Here is a 21605-nt window from a genome sequence, read left to right on the forward strand (position 1 = left end):
GGAGGCTTAAGCGGAGGCAGGTCGAGGAGGTTCGCAGGCGGCCGCCACCTCACCGAAGGCTCGGACCAGATCGACATCGAGCTTCGCGGTCATCTGCCTCAGGATGGCGTAGGCCTCCGGGGCCGATTTCGGCGCCTTGTAGGGGCGCGCCTCGATCAGCGCGGCGAAGATGTCGCAAATGGTGATCAGCCGAACGAGATCCGGGATCTGCGACCCGCGCAAGCCGTCCGGATAGCCCGAACCGTCGAGATATTCGTGGTGCGAGCGGACCACCGACAGGGTCAGCGCGTCATAATCGCCCGTCAGCAGCATCGCGTGACCGAGCGCCGGGTGACGATCCATCTCCTTGCGCTCGAGGGGCGTCAGCGGTGCCGGCTTGTTCAGGATGGCGAGCGGGATCTTGGCCTTGCCGATGTCGTGGAGCAGCGCCCCTTTGACCAGGTACCGGGAATCGGCCTCGCTGAGCCCCAGAATACGGGCGAATTCGGCTGCGATCCCGGCCACGCTCAGGCAGTGGCGGTGGGTGACGTCGTCGAAGTTCGCGACGACGTCGAGCCAGTTGCGCACCTTCGCCTCGCGGATGGCCTGATTGACCAAGTCGGCGCCGCTTTCGACCACCGCCGGCGGGGGTGCCTGATCGGCCCGGAACAGGCTGACGAAGGCCGCATGTGCCTCATGGATCTGATGCCGCCACCGGCGGGCGGATCGCGTATCCGGCCCGCCGTCGGTCAGGGTCGCGACCGCATTCAGCAGCAGGGCGCTCGCCGTGGAGGCCGCCATCACCCGGGTCGCCCCCAGAGCCGTCGCCTGGATCTCGCCGCGCCCGAGATTGCCGTGGATCAGGGCGAGAAACGGGACCCCGGGGGCCCGCACCGTGGACAGGACCTGACGCAGGCGCCGGACGGATTCGGAGGTCAGTGCGCTGACGTCGCTGATGATCAATGCGGCGCCCGATGGCGGGGCCGCGTCGCCGTAGAGGTCGTGCAACATCACGGAAATGCCGCCGCCGAGGTTGCGCGCGAGCCGCCCGCCCCGCTCGAGATCGTCGGTCAAGATCAGGGTCTGGCCCAACAACTCCCCCCGTCGCTCGCCTCGTTCCGGGCGTCCAACGTGTGCGAGCGCACTCTAACCAATGATCGGCCTATCGAAATCTGGATAGACGTCGCTCAAGATAATTATAGTCGCATTACGTTAAAATTTTAGCCGCCCAGGCAGGTATTCTCCGCTTCAATCAGGTATCCAACCCGTCACGCCGAGGCCTCGCGAATCGTGCCGGTCGGCGCGGAGCCGGCGCTTGCCTCGCCGCGTCCGGACAGCCAGAACGCCGTCATGCTGCGCGTCAATGACCTCACCTATCGCATCGGCGACCGTCTGATCCTCGATTCCGCGAGCTTCACGATCCCGGAAGGCGCCCGCGTCGGTCTCGTCGGGCGCAATGGGGCCGGCAAGACCACGCTGTTCAAGGCCATTCTCGGCGATCTGCCGGTGGATGCGAAATCGGTGGCGCTGCCCAAGGGCATGCGGATCGGCGCCGTTGCCCAGGAGGCACCGGCCGGGCCGGAGACGCTGCACGCCGTCGTGCTCGCCGCCGACACGGAGCGCGCCCGGCTGATGGCGGAGGCCGAGCATGCGGACGGCTTGCGCCGCGCCGAGATCGAGACCCGGCTCGTCGATATCGGCGCCCACTCGGCGCCGGCCCGGGCCGCCGCGATCCTGCACGGCCTGGGGTTCGATGCGGCCGCCCAGGGGCGGCCCTGCTCGGACTTCTCCGGCGGCTGGCGGATGCGCGTGGCGCTGGCCGCCGTCCTGTTCTCGGAGCCGGACCTGCTGCTCCTCGACGAGCCGACCAACTATCTCGACATCGAGGGCACGCTCTGGCTGTACGATTACCTGGAGCGCTACCCGCGCACCGCCATCATCATCAGCCACGACCGCGACCTGCTCGACACCAGCGTCGATCACATCCTGCATCTCGACCGCGGCAAGCTGACGATCTACCGCGGCGGCTATTCGAGCTTCGCCAAGCAGCTCTCGGAGAGGCGGGTGCTCCAGGCCAAGGCGAAGGCCAAGCAGGATGCCGAGCGCGCGCATCTCCAGAGCTTCATCGACCGGTTCAAGGCCAAGGCCACCAAGGCGCGGCAGGCCCAGTCGCGGATGAAGCGGCTGGCCAAGATGGAGCCGATCGCGGCGCTGCTCGACGACGACGTGCCGGTGATCCACCTGCCGAGCCCGGAGAAGCCCCTGTCGCCGCCGATCGTGGCGATGGAGCGGGTCAAGGCCGGCTACGGGGACCGGATCGTCCTGACCGGGCTCGACCTCAGCCTCGCGCCGGACGACCGGGTGGCGTTGCTGGGCGCGAACGGCAACGGCAAGTCGACCTTCTGCAAGCTGATCGGCGGGCGGCTCGGCCCCGTGGCCGGCGAGGTCAAGCGCTCCTCAAAGATGGAGGTCGCCTATTTCGCCCAGCATCAGCTCGACGAGTTGCGGCCCTCCGAGAGCGCCTACGCGCATGTCCGAACCCTGATGCCGGACGTTCCGGAGGCCAAGGTGCGCTCCGCGACGGCGCGGCTGGGCTTCGGCGCCAACAAGGCCGACACGCCGGTCGAGAAGCTCTCGGGCGGCGAGAAGGCGCGCCTGCTCATGGGCCTCGCGGCCTTCCACGGCCCGCACCTCCTGATCCTCGATGAGCCGACCAACCACCTCGATATCGAGAGCCGGCAGGCCCTCGTGGAGGCGATCAACGACTACGAAGGGGCCGTCATCCTCGTGTCCCACGACCGCTTCCTGGTCGAGGCCTGCGCCGACCGGCTCTGGCTCGTCGCGGACGGCACGGTGAAGACCTTCGACGGCGACATGGACGATTACCGGCGCTTCGTCCTGTCGGGGCCGGAGCGCGAGGCGGAGCGCGAGACTGAGCCGTCCGGCGGCCAGAAGGCCGAGGCGCGTCGGGCCGGCGTCGAGCGCCGCGCGGCCCTCGCGCCGCTGCGCAAACGCCTGGAGGCCATCGAGGCCCGCATGGCCAAGCTGACCGCGGCGATCCAGAAGATCGACGCGGCGCTGGAGGACGGGTCCGCCTTCCGGGAGAACGCCGCCAAGGCCGGCGAGATCGCCAAGATGCGCGCGGACGCCGCGCAGGCGCTCGCCTCCGCCGAGGAGGAATGGCTGAATGTGAGCGCGGAGATCGAGGCCGCCTGAGGCGTTCCCCGGCGCGCTCGGACCCCTCGAGGCCGGTGGTTCCCATCCGTTCGGGCGCTGCGAAACCATCCAGCAGCGCCACGGCAGGCCGGGCGGCGCGATGCTCGTTCAGAGCGACTGTTCGATCGCCCGCTCCAGGATGTCGACGCCGAGGTCGATCTCCTCGTCGGTGGCGGTCAGCGGCGGGGCGATGCGGAACACGCCGCCCATGCCCGGCAACTGCACGATGTTCATGCTCAGCCCGAGGTCCAGGCAGCGCCGGGTGATCGCATCGCCCAGATCCGGCGCCGGCACCTTCGTGCCCCGGTCGGCCACGATCTCGACGCCCTGCAGAAGCCCGCGGCCCCGGAGGTCGCCGATGCAGGCGAAGCGCTGCTGAAGGGCGCCCAACCGCGTGGCGAGCCGGGCGCCGGCCTCCTCGGCCCGGGCGACGAGGCCGTCGCGCCGGACGATCTCCAGCACCTTGAGGCCCACCGCTGCGGGCAGCGGATCGGAGACGTGCGTGGTGTAGAATAGGAACCCGCGGGCGTGGCAGAGATCCTCGATCTCCGGCGTGGTCAGGACCGCCGCGAGCGGCAGGCCGGCGCCCAGGGTCTTCGACAGGGTGAGGATGTCCGGGACAACGCCGTCGCGTTCGCAGGCGAACATCAGGCCCGTGCGGCCGATGCCCGTCTGGGCCTCGTCGAGGATCAGCAGCATCCCCCGCTCCGCGCATTTCCGCTTGAGCGCGGCGAGGTAGCCCGGTGGCAGTTCGAGGATGCCCCCGGAGCTGAGGATCGGCTCGGCCAGGAACGCCGCCAGGTTGCCGGTCGATTGCCGGTCGACCAGCGCGAAGGCGTAGTCGAGTTCGGTCTGCCAGTCGGGGGCTCCGTCCTTCTCGAAGGTGGGGCGGTAGGCGTTCGGCGCGGGGATCGCGAAGGAGCCGACGGAGGCCGGGCCATAGCCCTTGCGGCCGGCGCTGTAGGTCGCCCCGGCCGCCCCCGCCGTCATCCCGTGCCAGGATTGCGCGAAGCTCACGACCTCCCAGCCGCCCGTGGCGAGCTTGGCCATGCGCAGGGCGGCCTCGTTGGCCTCTGCGCCGGTGGTCAGCAGGAGCGTCCGTTCGAGGTCGCCGGGGGCGATCCGGGCCAGCTCCGTCGCGAGATCGACCACGGGCCGGCTCAGCATGCCGCTGAACAGGTGGTCGAGATGTCCGACATGATGCGCGGCCACCGCGGCGATCTCGGGATGCCCGTGGCCCAGGATCGCGCTCATCTGGCCGGAGGTGAAATCGAGGATCTTCCGGCCGTCCGCGTCGTAGACGAAGCTGCCCTCCGCCCGCTCGATGATGACCGGCGCGAAGCAGCCGCCGTACCGCACGAGATGCCGACGTGCGCGCATCCAGAAATCGGCGTCGTCGTTCCGTGTCATCGTCGGTCCTGCACCCGGGTCCAGCCGCACCATGCTAGGACCGCCGCGGACGGCAGAAAAGCTTATCGTTCTGAACCGAGAGTTCAGAGGTTCTTATGGCTCACAGCCTCGACATCGATCTCCTGCGCAGCTTCGCCGCGGTGGCGGAGACCGGCGCCCTGAGCCGGGCGGCGGAGCGGGTCAGCCGAAGTCAGGCCGCCCTGAGCATGCAGATGAAGCGCCTGGAGGATCTCGTCGCGCAGCCGCTTCTGCGGCGGACGGGGCGCGGGGTCTCCCTGACGGTGCAGGGGGAGCGCCTTCTGGTTCATGCGCGCCGGATCCTGTCCGCGCACGACGACGCCCTGGCTGAATTGTCCGGACGGAGTCTCACCGGCACGCTGCGGATCGGTTGTCCGGACGATTATGCGCAGGCGTTCCTGCCGGCCCTGCTGCGCGGCTTTGCACCCCGACACCCCGCGGCGGCGATCGCGGTGGTCTGCGCCGCGACGCCCCGTCTGGAGGAGCGATGGCAACGCGGTGGACTCGATCTGGCGCTGGTCTCCGTTGCCCGCTCGGCCGGGGGGGAGATCCTCCGGCACGAGGATCTCGTCTGGGTCGCGCCGCGCGGTGCGCCCGCGGCTTGGCCCGACCCGCTGCCGCTCGCCCTCGGCGATCCCGATACCCTCGATCATCGGGCGGCGCGGGCCGCCCTCGACAAGGCGGGGCGACCATACCGGATCGCCTACGCGAGCGGCAGCCTGTCGGGCCTGCTGGCCGTGACGCGCTCCGAGCAGGCCGTGGCAGTCCTGACCCGCGCTGCCGTCCCGCCCGATCTGCGCATCCTGACCCGCAGCAGCGGATTGCCGGCGCTGCCGCGCATCGGTCTGACGATCCGCATGGATGGAGCGCATGCCACTCCGCTCACGCGGGCCTTCGCCGCCCATGTCCGGTCCGTTCTGCCGGCGCTCTGAGCCTGCGATCGATCGGCGAGGGAAAGCCGATCGACCACGACGGTGAAGCCCAGCGCCGCCGCATGCCAGGATCTATGCTTCGTCACCGGATTTCGGCCAGAACACAACGATGTCGTCGTTGTCGACATCGATCCAATTGAAGTGCGTCTTCGGGTTGTCCTGACTGATGCTTTCGAAATGCGCGCTGTTGCACAGAACGTAGACTTCCCGCTCCGGCCCGTGGAAGCCGATATCGATCTCCAACTGGCGAAGGGCCGAGCGGAGGTCCGTATCGGACAGGTGCGCGCCCCGGAACTTCCGGCCAGCCACGTCCGGAAAGGCCGCGCTCCAGGCTGCCATGACCCGGGGATTGTCATACTGAACGACCGTGTCGGTTCCCACGACGCGGGATGGACTGTGATCCAGCCGGACATCCTCGCTCCAGTTGCGGTTGGCGGCGCCGATCGTCTTCGTCGTTTCCGGAGAGACGACAGGCGTCGTCGCCGTGACCGTCGCCATGGCCGCCGCGGCAATCTGGCTGCCGCGCCGATCCGGCGGATCGAACGGCATGGCGTCGATCGCCCGGATCTGGGTTTCGGCCAGCGCGAAGACGGCGCCGGCCGCCTCCGGCGAGAGCGTGTAGATGGACCGGGGATCCGGTGCAGCCGAGACGGCGGCCGGCGCCGTCTTCGCTGTCGTCAGCCCAAGTTCTTCGGCGTGGTTCGCTTTCTGGGTGGCAGCCGTGACGGCAGCCAGGGGAGGTATGTAATCCATCGCGCGGTCTCCATCTCTTCGAGCCGATGCGCTCCCATCGCCGCTCAACGTGAGCGGCGTGCCTCAACGTGCTGCGCCGGCAGACAGACGTGCCGGCGGTACAGCGGGCGAATGCCGTCCGGACCGGCAACCGGCGCGGCGACGCCCGGCAAGGCCGGGCCGAGCTGCGGTGTCGCCGCGCGGCGCGACCAAGCGCGTCAGCGGTCGCGCCTGCCGGGTCATGCCGTAGGCGGCCGGCTGCGCAGAGCGGGCCCGTTCAGAACTGGACGCGCCGGTCCGTGATGCCGGTTAGGCGGAGTGGCGGGGATGCAAGCGGGAAACGCCTCGGCTCTCGGGCGCCACGCGGCCTTCATGACCACCGGCACCCAATCCGCGAGCTTCATGCTCCGTTAATTCTTACGTGCACTCAAACACTTGAAGGTGTCAAGTCTATTCCGGCCGTGCCCGCGCCTTTCCACGGTGTCGGCGCCGATGTGCGAAGACAATAGGCCTGTAACGCAACAGAGTTTTCTATTTTTATACTGAAACATGTAGTGGATGACACGCAGTTCTCGGCGGTCATGCCAAGGCCTGCCCCATCATGCCATGAGCCGTCCCGATTCACAGGATGCGCGGTGCGCCTGTGCCGTGGACACCCGGTGGATGCCATGCGGCGGTCCGCGGCCCGGTGATCGGGCGACCCGGTGGCCGGGGACGACGGTGCCTTTCGTCCGGCAAACGCCGCCGATTCCCTCGTCCGATGGGTGGGCGAAGGCTGCGTTTGCCCGCAGCCTGCGGACATGCGAGAGAGGCCGAATGTTGACCGTCGATAGCCTCTGGCGCGCGCGGCACCGGCTCGCGCAGTTCGGGAAGAAGCGGACCGGATCGCCGCGCATCCTCGTGATCGGCGTCTGCCAAGCGGGGTCCATCGCCAAGACGATGCGCTACCTGCTGCCCGAGGCGCGGGTGGATTTCGTGTCGGCCTTTACGGCGGCCCGCCGGTTCCCGCGTCTCGCGGACCTGATGGCGCATGCGGACGGCTACGACCACGTCTTCAGCAGCATCTACCTGCCCCGGTTCAAGGGCGGCGGCACGATCGACACGCTGCGGACGCACCCGAAGGTGCGGTTGATCCCCACCATCGTGTTCAGCGCCTATCATCCGGATCTCGTCCATGTGGGCGTGCAGGATTCCGTCACGCTCAACGGCCTGATCTCGGGGCCGATGGGGCATTCGCACTCGGCGATCACGCTGTTCGCCTACCTCTCCGGATTCTCGCAGGCGCAGGCGCTGCGCCTGTTCTCCGAGCCGGTCTTCGAGCGCCTCGGGTATTTCAATCTCTGGGACGAGTCGGTTTCGTATCTGCGCGGGCTCGGCGTCCAGGCCGGGTACGATCTGGACACGCACCTCACGCGCTGGGCGCGCCGGGGCTGCTTCATGCACTCGATCAACCACACGAAGCTCTACGTCGTCGCCGACCTCGCCCGGGGCCTGCTGACCCGGGCCGGCGTCCCGTTCGAGGAATGCGATCTCGACGCGTTCCTTCCGGACGATCTCGGCGGTCAGGGCAGCTGGCCGGTCTATCCGGAGATCGCCCAGCATTACGGCGTGCCAGGCAGCGCCCTGTTCTTCAAGGCGGAGACGCGCCGGTCCGGTCCCGCGCGCACGATGAGCCGGGCCGAGTTCGTCGCCGCCTCCTACGCGAATTACGACCGGCGCGAGCGCAAGCTTCTGATCTCGCAGCGTGTCCAGGGCTGGCTCACCGACCCGCCGACGGTGGATTTCCTGCGTGAGGCCGCGGGGCGCGACGCGGCGCCGGCGCGGTCGGAGAGCCGGGCCCCGGCCCTGAGCGCCGGCAGCCTCGCCGGACACGCGTCTTAAGGTTCGGGCGGGCACTTCCCATCGGTCCCGGCGTTGTCGCGCACGGCCCGCGGCTGCGGGATGGACGTCGAGGTGGTTCGATGGGCTCTCAGTCCCGGCACAGCGCCGGTCGCTTCGCGGCCGCGGCGGCCCTGACGCTCGTCGGCTCGGCCGCGGCTCTGGCCGGCTGGAGCGGGCTCGTGGTGAACCGGCGGATGCCCCTGCCGCCCGCCCTTCCGGGACGGCACGAACGGCTCCGGACCCGACGCGCCGGCGACATCTCGCTCTACGGATCGACCGAGGCCGAGGGCGTGCCGCTCCTGCTGATCCATTCCATCAACGCCGCGGCCAACGCCTATGAGGTGCGGCCGCTCTATCTGCGCTACCGCGGCACGCGGCCGGTCTACGCCCTGGACCTGCCGGGTTTCGGCTTCTCGGAACGGTCGCGCCGCCGGTACACGCCGCGGCTGATGGTGGAAGCGATCCACGCCGCGGTCGATGAGATCCGGCACCGGCACGGCGGCTGGGCGATCGATGCCCTGGCTGTCTCACTGTCGGCCTCGTATCTCGCGCGGGCCAGCCTGGAACGGTCGGATGCCTATCGCAGCCTCGCGCTGATCAGCCCGACGGGATTCGATGGGCGGCTCTCTGGGGACGGTCCCCCGGACGGTCATCGCGGCCGCGACTGGCTGCGCGACGCCCTCGACCGGCCGCCCCTGGGCCGGCCGCTGTTCGATGCCCTGGTCACGCGGCCGAGCATGCGCTTCTTCCTGCAGAAGACCTTCGGCTCGTCCGACATCGACGAGGGTCTGCTCGCCTATGATTACGCGTCGGCGCACCAGCCCGGCGCCGAGCACGCCCCCTGGTGCTTCATCGCCGGTCACCTGTTCCCCACCGACGCGACACGTCTTTACGAGCGCCTGCGCCTTCCGGTCTGGATGGTGCATGGCACGCGCGGCGACTTCGTCGATTACCGGCTGGCGCCGCGGGTCGCCGACCGGCCCAACTGGCGCGTCGAGACCCTGCCGACCGGCGCATTCCCGCATTTCGAGCAGCCGGCGGCCGTCGCGGCCGGCTACGACGCGTTCCTGGCGAGCATCATCCGGCTGCCGGCGGCTCGACCGGCGTGATCCGGTAGCGCAGCCACACCACGCCGTCGGAAAGGCGCTCGCAGGCCGTCAGGTCGAGCTTGCGGCGGCTGCCCATCGTGTCCGCCTCCTCGCCGGCGAAGTCGAACACCGCGGGCGTCCCGGTCAGGCCATCGACGGCGGGCACCAGGAGCAGGCTCAGTTCGTCGATGATCCCGGCTTTCAGCATCGAGCCGTTGATGTGGCCGCCGCCCTCGACGAGGAGCCGCTCGATCCCGAACAGGGTGCGCAGCTTCGCCGCCGCCAGGGCGAAGTCGACGGTCCGCTCGCCCGCGAACAGGTAGGATTGGCCGCCGGCCCGGAGCGCGCGCAGATGCGGATCCGGCACGGATTCGGTGAGCACCACCACCACATGGTCCCCCTCGATCGTATTGCGCGCGCCCCAATCCAGACGTCCGCGCGCATCGAGGGCCACGGCGTAGCCCGGCGCGTCGCGGCGGGCGACATGATCCGTCCGCGGGACCGGAACGCCGTCGTCCCGGATCGGCTCGGGCAACGGATCGGCGCTGTCGGCATAGCCCTGCATCGTCACCCGCCCGCACATCCACGCATCGCCCTTCAGCTCGCCGTGGACGCGCTCGTAATGGCTGTCGGCATCCAGCGTTTTCCAGCGGCGCACCTTGATCCGGCCGTCGACCGACGAGGTCATATGACAGATCACGTACGGGCGTTCGGCGGATGCCATGGACGATCCTCGTTCAGCGCGCCGGGGCTCTCCCCCCGCGAACACCCGCGAAACTAGGCGGATCGTCCCTTCGGCCCAGGGCGGCGCGCGGGATCGAACGCCGCAGCGATCCGCGTCTGTGGACCCGGCGCGCCCCGGTCCGTAAGAATGCGGCGGCCGCCGGGAGCGGCGTCCGTATTGGATTCCAATGATCGACCTGACCCTCGAGGCCGCCCGCACCATCGTCGACACCGCCCTGCGGGAGGCGCGGACACGGACGCTCAAGCCTCTGGCCGTCGTCGTCTACGATGCCCGCGGCGCCCTCAAGGCGGCCGCGGTCGAGGACGGGACCTCCCTGCGCCGGGCCGAGATCGCGAGCGGCAAGGCCAACGGCGCGCTGGCGCTGGGTCTCGGCTCCCGGGCGATCCACGCGCGGGCGGAGCAGCAGCCCTATTTCGTCGCTGCCGTGACCCATCTCGCCGGCCCCGCCGCCCTCGTGCCGGTGCCCGGCGGCGTGCTGATCCGGTCCGGTGAGGGACGGCTCCTCGGCGCGGTCGGCATTTCCGGCGACACCTCCGACAACGACGAGATCTGCGCGGTGGCCGGCATCGAAGCCGCCGGCCTGAAGCCGGAAACCGGCGCCTGATCATGCGCCTGCGTCGGCGCGACTGGCTGGCCGGCGCGATGGCCCTCTCGGCCGTGCCGCCCGCCCGCGCGGCCGAGGCGCTCTACCGCCGCGGCAACGACGCCGATCCCGAGACCCTCGACCCGCACCGCTCGTCCACGGTCGCGGAGGCGCATATCCTGCGCGACCTCGGCGATGGGCTGCTCACCTACGACAATTGCGGCGCCATCATCCCGGGCGCCGCACGCGCCTGGACCGTCTCGGACGACGGCGCGACCCTGCATTTCGACCTGCGGCCCGACGGTCGCTGGTCGAATGGCGAGCCGGTCACCGCGGCGGATTTCGTCTACTCGCTCCGCCGGATGCTCGATCCGGCCACGGCGGCGAAATACGCCGAGATCCTGTTCCCGATCCGCAACGCCGCCGCCGTGAACCGCGGCGAGAAGCCGGCCGACGCCCTGGGCGTGGTCGCGGAGGCGCCGCTGCGGCTCGCGATCACCCTGGAACAGCCGACGCCCTACATCCTGGAACTCCTCACCCATCAGACCGCCCTGCCGGTCCACCGCGCCTCGGTCGAACGCTACGGCGACAGTTTCACCCGGCCGGGAAACCTCGTGACGAATGGGCCCTATCGGCTCGCCGACCGCGTGCCGGGCGGCGCCATCACGCTGGAGGCCAACCCGCACCATCCGGATGCGGCGAGCCTCGCGATCCGCCGGGTCGCCTTCCTGCCGACGCCCGACATCGCATCGGCCGTGCGCCGCTACGCCGCCGGCGAGATCGACTCGCTCTCCGACCTGCCCGTCGACCAGATCGCCGACCTGCGTCGCCGCTTCGGAACGCAGGTGGTGCTCGGACCCTTGCTGGGACTGGCGGCGCTGGTGGTGAACACCCGCAAGGCGCCGTTCTCGGACAGGCGCGTCCGACAGGCGCTGTCGCTCGTGATCGACCGGGAATACTTGGCCGACGGGCTTAACAGCGGCACCATGAGTCCCGCCTATTCCCTATGTCCGCCCGGCCTCGACAATTACCGGACGCCGCCCGAGACCGAGGGCCGCCGCGGCCTGCCGATCGACCACGAGGCGGAGGCGCGCCGACTGCTCGCCGAAGCGGGCTTCGGCCCGGACCGCCCGCTCACGCTAGAGTACCGGTTCAACATCAGCGACAACAACCGCACCGTCGCGGTGGCGCTCGGCGACATGTGGCGCGACCTCGGGATCAGGACCCGCTTCGTCTACACCGACGCCAAGACGCATTTCGCCCACCTGCGCGACGGCGGCGATTTCGACGTCGCGCGCATGAGCTGGCTTGCCGACTATTCAGACCCGCAGAACTTCCTGTTCCTGCTCCAGAGCGGAAATGACGGCATGAATGCCGGCCATTGGTCGGATGCCGCCTACGACACCCTGATGGCGCAGGCGGCCGCCGAGCGCGATCTCACCCGACGGGCCGGCCTGCTCTACGACGCGGAGGCCATCGCCTTGCGCGAACTGCCCTGGATCCCGCTGATGCATTACTGCTCCAAGGCGCTGATCGCGCCGCGGCTGCACGGCTACCATCCGAACCTGCGCAACGCCGCGCCGACACGGTTCCTGAGGCTCGACGCGTGATCCGCTTCATCCTGCGCCGCCTGCTCCAGGCGGTGCCGACGCTGCTCGCCGTGGTGACCGTCAGCTTCTTCTTGATGCGGCTGGCCCCGGGCGGACCGTTCGACCTGGAGCGGCCGCTGGCGCCCGCCGCCATGGAGAACCTGCGCCGGGTCTACGGCCTCGACCGGCCGCTCGTCGCGCAGTTCGGCAGCTATCTCGCGGCGCTGGTGCGGGGCGATCTGGGCCCCTCCTTCTCGTTCCGCGACCAGAGCGTCCTCGATCTGATCGCCCGGGGCCTCCCGGTCTCCGCGACGCTGGGCGCCCTCGCCCTCGTGCTGGCCACCGCGCTCGGCGTCGGGCTCGGGATCGCGGCGGCGCTCCGGCGCGGCGGCGTCATCGATCGGCTCTTGGGCGTCGGTGCGGCCCTGACCCTCTCGCTGCCGAGCTTCGTGGTCGCGCCCCTGCTCCAGATCGCCTTCGGGCTCACGCTGCGCTGGCTGCCGCTGGGAGGCTGGAACGACGGCGCCCCGAGCCACCTGGTCCTGCCGGTCGTGACGCTGGCCCTGCCGCAGGTCGGTGCCCTGGCCCGGCTGACCCGGACCTCGCTGGCCGAGACCCTGCGGACGCAGCCGGTCCGCACCATGCGCAGCCTCGGCCTGCCGCCGGCCCGCGTCACCCGCCACGCCCTGCGGGGCGCGCTCCTCCCGGTTGTGGCCTATCTCGGGCCGCTGGCCGCGTCCCTGCTCACCGGCTCGGTGGTGGTGGAGACGATCTTCGGCCTGCCGGGGATCGGCCGCTACTTCGTCGAGGGCGCGCTCAACCGGGACTACACGCTGGTGATGGGCACGGTGCTGCTGGTTGCCGGACTGGTCATCGCCCTCAACCTCGCCGCCGACCTCGCCTGCGCATGGCTCGACCCGCGCCTCCGGGCGGCGTCGTGACCATCACCGCCGCGGCTCCGGGGCCGGCCCGGCGCGCCGTTCTCCGCTTCGCCCGGGAACGCACCGCCGTGGCGGCCCTCGCCCTGCTGATCCTGATCGCCCTCGCCTGCCTGATCGGTCAGGGGCTCACCGGCCACGATCCCGAGCGCGCCTATCCGGACCTGCGTCAGCTCCCGGCCGGCCTCACCGCACAGCCCGATGCCGAGCATCTCCGGCCGGCGCTTGAGCGCCTCGCCTTCCGGATGCGGGGCCGGCTCGACGCAGTCGCACGCGACGGCGACACGCTGCGGCTCACCCTCGGGTCCGACGCGGGCGTCGATCGGCGCAGTCTGGCCTACCTGCCGCGCTCGGCGCTCTTCGGATCCCCCGACATCCTGGACGAGCGCGACGGCGGTCGGAGCCTCGTCGTCGTGGTGCCGATCCGGCGCCTGCACTTCCTCCTCGGCACCGACATCCAGGGCCGCGACCTGCTGACCCGCTGCCTCGTCGCCGGCCGGATCTCGCTGGCGATCGGGCTCGCCGCCAGCCTCGTCGCCCTGCTCATCGGCGTCGCCTACGGTGCCACGGCGGGTTTCATCGGGGGCGCCGTCGATGCCGTGATGATGCGCGGCGTCGACGTGCTGTACGCCCTCCCCTTCGTGTTCTTCGTGATCCTCCTGCTGGTGTTCTTCCGCCCGAGCCTGCTGCTCATGCTGGTGGCGATCGCCGCGGTGGAATGGCTCGACATGGCCCGGGTGGTGCGCGCCGTGACCCTGTCGCTGCGCGAGCGCGATTTCGTCCGCGCCGCACGGGCGCTCGGCCTCGGGACACCCCGCATCATCCTCCGGCACATCGTGCCCAACACCCTCGGTCCGGTGGCGGTGACCGCCACGCTGCTGGTGCCGCAGGTGATCCTGCTGGAGAGTTTCCTGTCCTTCCTCGGGCTCGGGGTGCAGGAGCCGCAGACGAGCTGGGGCGTCCTGATCGCCGAAGGCGCCCGTTCCATCGAGGGGGCGCCCCACATGCTCGCGGCCCCGGCCGCCTTCCTGATCGCGACCCTGGTGGCCCTCAACCTGATCGGCGACGGCCTCGCGGACGCGCTGGACCCCCGCGGAGACTGATGCCGCGGTCGGCGGCTTCCTCGACTCAGCCCAGCTGCCGGATCGGGGCACCGGCGAGCCAGGCTTCGATGTCCTCGACGGCCTGGGTGAAGAACGTCCGGTAATTGTTGCGCGACACGTAGCCGAGATGCGGCAATGCCAGCACGTTCGGCAGGCGGCGGAACGGGCTGTCGGCTGGCAGCGGCTCGGTCTCGAAGACGTCGAGGCCCGCGCCGGCGATCCAGCCCTCGTCCAGGGCCCGCACCAGGGCGTCCTGATCGATGATCGGCGCCCGTGAGGTGTTCACGAGGAACGCGTCGCGCCGCATGCGGCGCAACTCGGCCGGCCCCAGGAGGCCGCGCGTTCGATCGCCCAGCACGAGGTGGATCGTGACGATATCGCTCGCCTCCAGCAGCGCCTCCTTCGAGGCTGCCCGCTCGACCCCCGCGGCGGCCGCGCGGGCCTCATCGAGGTTCGGGCTCCAGGCGATCACCCGCATGCCGAAAGGATCGCCGATCTGGGCCACCCGCGTCCCGATCTTGCCCGAGCCGAGAAATGCGAGGGTCGCGCCCGCGAGATCGGTTCCGATCGTGCTCTGCCAGGGCCCCCCCTCGCGCATGGCCCGGCCCTCCGACGCCACGTGACGCGCCAGTCCAAGGATCAGCGCCCAGGTCAGCTCCGTCGGCGGCGTGGGACTCGAATCCGTGCCGCAGACGACCACGTTGCGCGCCCGGGCGGCCGCAAGGTCGATCGCGAGGTTGCGCATGCCGCTGGTGACGAGCAGCTGAAGCCGGGGCAGCCGCTCCAGCAGGGCTGCGGGGAACGGCGTGCGCTCCCGCATGATCACAAGGATCTCCGCCTGCGCGATCCGCGCCACGAGGGCATCCGCATCCGGAATGTGCTCGGCGATGGCCGAGACGGCGACGTGATCGGCGAGGCGTGTCCAGTCTGTGAGCGCGAGGGCTGCCTGCTGGTAATCGTCGAGGATGAGGCAGGTGCGCATGGCGATGGGGTAGGCCTCGGTGGGCAGAGCGTCAACGAGGTCCGATCGATGACACGACGTCGGCTCTTCGAAACTGCGCCGCGGTCAAGCGAGCCCGTCACGCCACGACCGCGCCGTCCAGCCCGGAGCCCGGGATCGGCCAGGCCTTCGGGGCGGACGGCCAGTATGAGACATCCCCCCTGTCGGGGCTCTCCCGACATTCGCCCGGCGGGATCGCGGAGGAGACGCGTTCGGCTCCTAGGCCTCGGCCAATGCTGTGAACGCCACCGCGACGCCGGCGGCGCCGGGATCCTCAACACCGACGAGATCGCCCATAGCCAGGTAGCTCGAGCGGCCGGCGCCGGCGCGGGTCATGCGGGCCGTGGCTTCGGCACCGGCTCGGGCCGCCGCAGCGGCGGCGGTCAGGTCTCCGCTCCCCAGGGCCTCGACGGCGGGAATCAGCGCGTCGAGCAGGGTGCGGTCGCCGGCCTGAGCGCCGCCATAGCTCTGGACGCGCGCGACGCCCTGCCCGAGCGCAGTGGGCCATGCGGCCCCGTCGGCAAGGGCCGAGGCCGTCGCGGCGAAGAAGATCGAGCCGAGCACACCGCTCGATCCGCCGACGGCGCGGCCGATCCGCTCGGCCAGGGCCCGGCACAGGGCGGCCGGATCGGCCAGCGGCAGTCGGTCGAACTCAGCCCGTACGGCGCGCGCGGCCCCCGCGAAGGTCGTCCCAGCATCGCCATCGCCGACCTTGGCATCGAGACCGTTGAGGGTCTCCTCAGCCTGGATCAGCGCCTTTGTGACGGCAGCGATGCGAGCCCCCGTGACGGCGTCGTGCGACGGTGTGAAAGTCTCACCCGCAAGCCCCTCCGGCACCGGCCGTAGGATCGGCGGCGCGATCCGGACTGCCGCCGGCCAGGCCGCGACCGGCACGGGCTCCGACAGGGCCCGCTCCAGCGCATCGTCGAGCGGGAGGACCGACAGCGAGGCGCCGTGCATGTCCAGCGCCGTCATCAGCGGCGCCGGACCGAGCAGCAGACGGACGCGCCGGCCCAGATCGGTGGCGAGCACCGCCCGCGTGAGGATCTGCATCTCCAGGGCTGAGGCGGAGCCGAGATTGTTCACAAGGAGGGCCAGACGGTCGGCACCCGCGATCGCCCGCGAAAGCCTGTCGGCCATCATGTGGGCGAGATCGCTGGCCCTCGGCAGGGTGATGCGTTCCACGCCCGGCTCCCCGTGGATGCCGAGGCCGAGCTCGGCCTGACCCTCCGCCAATCGCTCGCTGCGCGGCGAACCGGGGATCGTGCAGGTCGAGACTGCGATGCCGAGCGACTTCGCCGCTTCGGCCGCCCGGCGGGCGAGCGCCGCAACGGTTTCGAGCGATTCCCCGGCTTCCGCAGCATGACCCGCCGCCTTGTGGACGAACAGCGTTCCGGCGACGCCGCGCGGCTGCTTGGCGTCCGGCAGGGCGATGTCGTCGGCGACGATCACGGTCTCGACCTTATGGCCCAGCGCCCGGGCCCGCTCGGCGGCGAGACCGAAATTCAGCCGGTCGCCCGCATAGTTCTTGATGACGAGCAGGCAGCCGGCCGGTCCCGTCACCGCGAGGATCCCGGCCAGCACCGCGTCGACGCTCGGCGAGGCGAAGACGTCCCCGCAGACGGCCGCGCTCAGCAGACCCGGCCCGACGAAACCGGCATGGGCCGGCTCGTGACCGGAGCCGCCACCGGAAACCACAGCGACCTTTCCGGGCTCCGGTACGGCGCGCAGGATCACGCGGATCCCGGGATCGCCCTCGAGCCGCGCAAGGCGCCCGCCGCTGGCTGCCAGCAAGCCGTCGAGGGCGTCGTTGACCAGGGTTGCGCGGGCGTCGATGACATGGGCCATGGCGTGACCTTCGATGGGGCGGTCACCGATTCTGGGTCGGCGGATCCGCACGCAGTGTCGGCGCAATCCGGTCGCCCAGGCAACGGCCTCGTCACGCCGTTCGCGATGATGGAGGCGTCGAGCCGGTCTCCGTCACTCCTTCACGGCGCCTGTGAGCGCCGACACGTAGTACTCGACGAAGAATGAGTAGAGGATCACCAGCGGGAGCGAGCCGAGCAGCGCGCCGGCCATCAGCGAACCCCACTTGTACACGTCGCCGTCCACGAACTCGCTCACGACGGCGATGGGCACCGTCTTGTTCTGTGTCGAGGACAGGAAGGTCAGCGCGTAGATGAACTCGTTCCAGCACAGCGTCAGAGAGAAGATCCCGGCCGAGATCAGCCCCGGGAAGGCCAGCGGCAGGATGATCTTGGTGAGGATCTGCCACCGGCTGGCGCCGTCCATCAGCGCGCATTCCTCCAGCTCGTACGGGATGGTCTTGAAGTAGCCCATCAGGAGCCACGTCGAGAACGGGATCAGGATCGTCGGGTAGGCGAGGATGAGGGCGATCGGCGAGTCGAACAGGCCGTAGGCCTGCACGATCGTGGCCAGCGGGATGAACAGGATCGAGGGCGGCACGAGGTAGGCGAGGAAGATCGCCGCGCCGACCCAGCCCGCGCCCCGGTAGCGCACGCGGACGCAGGCATAGGCGGCGAGCACGCTGGCGAACAACGACAGCACGGTCGCCGCCACCGACACGTACATCGTGTTCCAGAGCCAGCGCGGATACTGCGTCTCGAACAGCAGCTTGTGAATGTGCTTGAACGTCGGATCCACGACCCAGAACGGGTTGAACCGCTCCATGTCGATCAGCTGCTCGTCCGGTTTGATGGCCGTCAGCGCCATCCAGTAGAACGGGAACAGCAGCACGGCGAGGATGACGAGGAGCGGCAGGTAGGTGGTCACGAGCCGCCGGGGCAGGCGCTCGAGATAGGCCATCCCCTCCGAGTTGTCGGTGAGCCCGGCCGGCCGCGCCTCCATCACGGGGGCGAGGTGCGGGTCGACGTGGGCGGGCGGTGCGGGCGCGCTCATCGGTCGGACTCCCCGGCCTGCCAGGCCCGGCGCTGCAGGCCGAACCACGAGATTCCGATGGCCGCGAGCAGGAACGGCACCATGGCGGTGGCGATGGCGGCGCCCTCCCCCAGGGTCCCCGAGAGGATGCCCCGCTGGTACGAGAGCGTCGCCATCAGGTGCGTGGCGTTGACCGGTCCGCCGCGGGTCATGGCCCAGATCAGCTGGAAATCGGTGAAGGTGAACAGCACCGAGAAGGTCATCACCACGGCGATGATCGGTGTCAGCAGCGGAAGCGTGATCCGCGAGAAGATCTGCCAGTTCGAGGCGCCGTCGAGGGTCGCGGCCTCGTAGAGGGACGGCGAGACCGTCTGCAGGCCGGCGAGCAGCGTGATGGCGATGAACGGCACGCCCCGCCAGATATTGGCGAAGATCACGCAGGCTCGCGCCATCGCTGGATCACCGAGGAAGTCGATGTTGCCGTCGATGACGCCGAGATGGCGCAACGACCAGGAAATGATCGAGAACTGACTGTCGAAGATCCACCAGAACGCGATGGCCGAGAGCACGGTGGGGACCACGAACGGGATCAGCACGATCGAGCGGATGATCGCCTTGAACGGCATGTTCTTGTTGAGCAGCAGGGCGAGATAGAGCCCGATGCCGAACTTCACCACCGAGGCCACCGCCGTATAGAGGCAGGTGTTGAACACCGAGAGCCAGAAGACGTCGTCGTCCCAGAGCCACGCGTAGTTCTCCAGGCCGATGAACACGCCTTCGCGGCCGATCCGCGCGTTGGTGAAGGACAGCCAGATGCCCTTCAGCAGCGGATAGGCCAGGAACAGGCCGAGGATCAGCGCCGTCGGCAGCATGAACCAGAAGCCCGCCCAGCCGCGGCTCGCGCGCAGGCGCTGCCAACCCGAGCGGATCGGGACAGCGACTGGCGCCGGCTCTGTCAGTGCGGAATGCGCCATGGTCTCGCCTCCGGCAGCCGCGTTCAGGTGTTCCGGAAGATGCGGGTCGCTGCGCGTTCGGCGTTCTTGATCGCGCCCTTCACGTCCTCACGGCCGGTGCAGTGGCTCGCGAACATGTCGACGATCACGAAGTCGGCGAGCACCGCGGCGATGCGCTCGCTGACCGGTGCGAGGCCGCCAGCCGCGAGGGAGCGCCGGCCGGCCTCGGCGAAGACCGCGTTCTTCGGGTCGCTCGTCCAGATCGGGTTCTTGGGGTAGTTCGACAGCGGCTCGCACAGGTAGCCTTGCGCAGCTTCGAGCCAGGGATTGTAGTTCGCTGCCTCCATCATGAAGCTGATGAAGGCCTTACAGGCGTTCGGCACCTTCGAGTACTTGAAGGCCAGGATCGGGAAGGCGAGCTGGAACTCGGTGGGCTTGCCGGCGGGTCCGATCGGCCAGACGGCGTGGTCCATGTCCTCGGCGAGCTTCGGGTTGTCCTTCTTGGCCGCGGCGTAGATCGAGATGCCGTTGTTGGTGAGGTACAGGTCGCCGGCGAGGAACGCCTTGTTGTTCGACGAGTCGTTCCACGACACCGTGCCGGGCACGAAGGTCTCGTAGAGAGATTTGACGTATTCCAGCGCCTTGGCGGTCTCGGGCGAGTTGATCACGATCTTCTCGTTGGCGTCCACGAGGTTGGCGCCGTGGGACCAGAGGGCCCAGTGGCACCACGTGTTGCCGTCGCCCGTGGCGTGACCCAGCGCGAAGCCCGCCGGCGTGTTGTTCTTCTTCAGGCCCCGACAGAGTTCGAGGAATCCGGCCGTGTCGGTGGGGAACTTGTCGAAACCGGCCTTCTTCATCGCCGAGATGCGGTAGTTCGGATAGCCGCCGTTGAAGGCGACGGGGATCGCGATCCACTTGCCCTTGACCTTGCCGTAGGCCTCCGCCGACGGGAACCAGGGCCCGTATTTCTTGGCGAGCGCGTCCGCCACGTCCTCCAGCGGCAGGCACTTGTCGGGGAAGAGTGCCGGGAACGAGAACAAGCCCCAGACCATGTCGGGGCCCTGTCCGGTATTGGCGGCCACCGATGCCTTGGGCTGGATGTCGTCGAAGGATTCGTTGGTCACCGTGACCTTGACGCCCGTCGCCTTGGTGAAGGCGTCGACCATCTTCATGAACGCCTCGTCCTCGCTCGGAACGAAGCGCTTCCAACGCAGGAGCGACAGGCTGGCGCCGGGCTCGGGCTTCCACTCGGTGCTTTGAGCCCAGGCCCGGGCGAAGCCGAGGAGGTCGCCGCCGGCGAGGCCGGTCGCGGCGGCACCGGCGAGGAGGGAACGGCGGTCGAGAACGGGCATCGGTTCTTCTCCCTCAGTGAATCTGCTTCAGGTGCGCGCCGCGCGCGCGCCCGCATCGGCCCCGATGCAGGTCAGTTCGGCAGGCGACGGCCGGTCTCGGCGTCGAAGAAATGCACGCGGTTCGGACGCAGGGAGACGGTCTCGCCCGGCCGCTCGCGCACGCGCTCGCGCAGCACGCAGGTGAGCTCCTGGCCGAGGGCCCGGACTGCCAGCATGGTCTCGGATCCGGTCGGCTCCACCACCACCACCTCGGCGGTGATCCCGTCGGATGCGAGGTCGAAATGCTCGGGCCGGACGCCCAGGATGAGGGGGCGCCCCTCGACGCCGGAGGGGGCGTCGGCAAGCGGGATCGTCAGGCCGGTCTCGGTGGTGAAGGTGAGACGTCCGTTCGCCCGGACCTTCCCGGGCACGAAATTCATGGCCGGCGAGCCGATGAAGCCGGCGACGAACAGGTTGTCGGGCCGGTCGTAGAGTTCGAGGGGCGGCCCGATCTGCTCCACGACCCCGTCGTGCATCACCACGATCCGGTCGGCCATGGTCATCGCCTCGATCTGGTCGTGGGTGACGTAGATGGTCGTCGTCTTCAGGCGCTGGTGCAGCTCCTTGATCTCGGTGCGCATCGCCACGCGCAGCTTGGCGTCGAGATTCGAGAGCGGCTCGTCGAACAGGAACACCTGCGGGTCGCGCACGATCGCCCGGCCCATGGCGACGCGCTGACGCTGGCCGCCTGAGAGCTGGCGCGGGTAACGGTCGAGCAGATGGGTGAGACCGAGGATCTGCGCCGCCTTGTTCACGCGCAGGTCGATCTCGGAGGCCGCGGCCTTCCGGATCCGCATCGAGAACGCCATGTTCTCGCGGACCGTGAGATGCGGGTAGAGCGCGTAATTCTGGAACACCATGGCGATGTCCCGCTCTTTCGGCGGAACATCATTCACGACGCGCTCGCCGATCCGGATTTCGCCGCCGGAGATATTTTCCAGCCCGGCGATCATCCGCAGAAGCGTCGATTTTCCGCACCCCGACGGACCGACCAGGATCACGAATTCCCCGTCCCGGATGTCCACGGACACGCCGTGCAGGACGTTCGTCGACCCGAAAGCCTTGCGAACCTCGCGGATTCCCACCGAGGCCATGCTTCCTCCCGATCAAGGCCGCTCTATCGGCGGCTCTAGGGCGGCAGTACAAAGG

At 69.7% G+C, this 21605-nt stretch carries 18 protein-coding genes; 8 read left to right on the plus strand and 10 right to left on the minus strand.

The window, feature by feature from the left end; genetic code table 11:
• Nucleotides 1–6 precede the first annotated feature (6 nt).
• The gene (locus I53_RS18260; protein ID WP_236952950.1) at nt 7–1053 is read right to left on the minus strand and encodes an HD-GYP domain-containing protein; all 1047 of its coding nucleotides are present in this window, start codon (nt 1051–1053) and stop codon (nt 7–9) included.
• 276 nt (nt 1054–1329) lie between these two features.
• On the opposite strand from I53_RS18260, the gene I53_RS18265 reads away from it, so the two are divergent.
• Nucleotides 1330–3195 (plus strand): ABC-F family ATP-binding cassette domain-containing protein, encoded by a 1866-nt coding sequence (locus tag I53_RS18265; protein ID WP_043353249.1) that lies wholly within the window; start codon nt 1330–1332, stop codon nt 3193–3195.
• 108 nt (nt 3196–3303) lie between these two features.
• Here the strand turns inward: I53_RS18265 and I53_RS18270 are convergent, their stop codons facing one another.
• Nucleotides 3304–4605, minus strand: a complete 1302-nt coding sequence (locus I53_RS18270) for an aspartate aminotransferase family protein (protein ID WP_043353251.1) — start codon at nt 4603–4605, stop codon at nt 3304–3306.
• 95 nt (nt 4606–4700) lie between these two features.
• Between I53_RS18270 and I53_RS18275 the strand changes: the two genes are divergently transcribed.
• Nucleotides 4701–5555 (plus strand): LysR family transcriptional regulator, encoded by an 855-nt coding sequence (locus I53_RS18275; RefSeq protein ID WP_043353217.1) that lies wholly within the window; start codon nt 4701–4703, stop codon nt 5553–5555.
• 72 nt (nt 5556–5627) lie between these two features.
• Here the strand turns inward: I53_RS18275 and I53_RS18280 are convergent, their stop codons facing one another.
• Nucleotides 5628–6356 (minus strand): hypothetical protein, encoded by a 729-nt coding sequence (locus I53_RS18280; RefSeq protein WP_251982359.1) that lies wholly within the window; start codon nt 6354–6356, stop codon nt 5628–5630.
• Nucleotides 6357–7103: 747 nt separating this feature from the next.
• Here I53_RS18280 and I53_RS18285 point away from each other — a divergent pair.
• Both I53_RS18285 and I53_RS18290 read left to right on the plus strand, forming a co-directional pair.
• Nucleotides 7104–8168, plus strand: a complete 1065-nt coding sequence (locus I53_RS18285; protein WP_043353222.1) for a WcbI family polysaccharide biosynthesis putative acetyltransferase — start codon at nt 7104–7106, stop codon at nt 8166–8168.
• An 80-nt stretch (nt 8169–8248) separates the two neighbouring features.
• Entirely contained in the window at nt 8249–9277 is a 1029-nt protein-coding gene (locus tag I53_RS18290) for an alpha/beta fold hydrolase (RefSeq protein ID WP_043353224.1), read from the plus strand.
• Here I53_RS18290 and I53_RS18295 read toward each other — a convergent pair.
• On the minus strand, nt 9246–9980 hold the full coding sequence (locus I53_RS18295) for a dihydrofolate reductase family protein (RefSeq protein ID WP_043353226.1): 735 nt from the start codon (nt 9978–9980) through the stop codon (nt 9246–9248). The two genes, I53_RS18290 and I53_RS18295, sit on opposite strands and share 32 nt — an antisense overlap.
• Before the next feature lie 187 nt (nt 9981–10167).
• On the opposite strand from I53_RS18295, the gene I53_RS18300 reads away from it, so the two are divergent.
• Genes I53_RS18300 through I53_RS18315 form a run of 4 tightly spaced genes read left to right on the plus strand, consistent with a single transcriptional unit; the run spans nt 10168 to nt 14214 of the window.
• Entirely contained in the window at nt 10168–10605 is a 438-nt protein-coding gene (locus I53_RS18300; RefSeq protein WP_043353228.1) for a heme-binding protein, read from the plus strand.
• Between the two features lie 2 nt (nt 10606–10607).
• Entirely contained in the window at nt 10608–12194 is a 1587-nt protein-coding gene (locus I53_RS18305) for a peptide ABC transporter substrate-binding protein (RefSeq protein WP_043353230.1), read from the plus strand.
• Entirely contained in the window at nt 12191–13114 is a 924-nt protein-coding gene (locus tag I53_RS18310) for an ABC transporter permease (protein WP_043353232.1), read from the plus strand. The genes I53_RS18305 and I53_RS18310 overlap by 4 nt, the downstream gene beginning before the upstream one ends.
• Nucleotides 13081–14214, plus strand: coding sequence for an ABC transporter permease (locus tag I53_RS18315; RefSeq protein WP_251982360.1), 1134 nt, complete (start codon nt 13081–13083; stop codon nt 14212–14214). The genes I53_RS18310 and I53_RS18315 overlap by 34 nt, the downstream gene beginning before the upstream one ends.
• A 25-nt stretch (nt 14215–14239) precedes the next feature.
• Here I53_RS18315 and I53_RS18320 read toward each other — a convergent pair whose 3' ends face one another.
• The 6 genes from I53_RS18320 to I53_RS18345 form a co-directional block, all read right to left on the minus strand.
• Nucleotides 14240–15196 carry a D-2-hydroxyacid dehydrogenase family protein gene (locus I53_RS18320; protein WP_187294379.1) on the minus strand — a complete coding sequence of 319 codons (957 nt, stop codon included), beginning with the start codon at nt 15194–15196 and terminating at the stop codon, nt 14240–14242.
• Nucleotides 15197–15433: 237 nt separating this feature from the next.
• Nucleotides 15434–17062 (minus strand): dihydroxyacetone kinase subunit DhaK, encoded by a 1629-nt coding sequence (locus I53_RS18325; protein WP_043353234.1) that lies wholly within the window; start codon nt 17060–17062, stop codon nt 15434–15436.
• A gap of 132 nt (nt 17063–17194) precedes the next feature.
• Nucleotides 17195–18082: a carbohydrate ABC transporter permease gene (locus tag I53_RS18330; protein ID WP_043353258.1), complete on the minus strand. Its 888-nt coding sequence runs from the start codon at nt 18080–18082 to the stop codon at nt 17195–17197.
• Between the two features lie 47 nt (nt 18083–18129).
• A complete protein-coding gene (locus tag I53_RS18335) occupies nt 18130–19086 on the minus strand; it encodes a carbohydrate ABC transporter permease (RefSeq protein WP_043353236.1) in 957 nt (318 codons plus the stop codon).
• A gap of 23 nt (nt 19087–19109) precedes the next feature.
• A complete protein-coding gene (locus I53_RS18340; RefSeq protein ID WP_043353238.1) occupies nt 19110–20417 on the minus strand; it encodes an ABC transporter substrate-binding protein in 1308 nt (435 codons plus the stop codon).
• Between the two features lie 71 nt (nt 20418–20488).
• Complete coding sequence (locus I53_RS18345) at nt 20489–21550, minus strand: sn-glycerol-3-phosphate ABC transporter ATP-binding protein UgpC (RefSeq protein ID WP_043353240.1); 1062 nt, start codon at nt 21548–21550, stop codon at nt 20489–20491.
• Between the last annotated feature and the right edge of the window lie 55 nt (nt 21551–21605).

The organism is Methylobacterium sp. B1 (genome assembly GCF_000333255.1).
Classification (GTDB): Bacteria; Pseudomonadota; Alphaproteobacteria; order Rhizobiales; family Beijerinckiaceae; genus Methylobacterium; species Methylobacterium fujisawaense.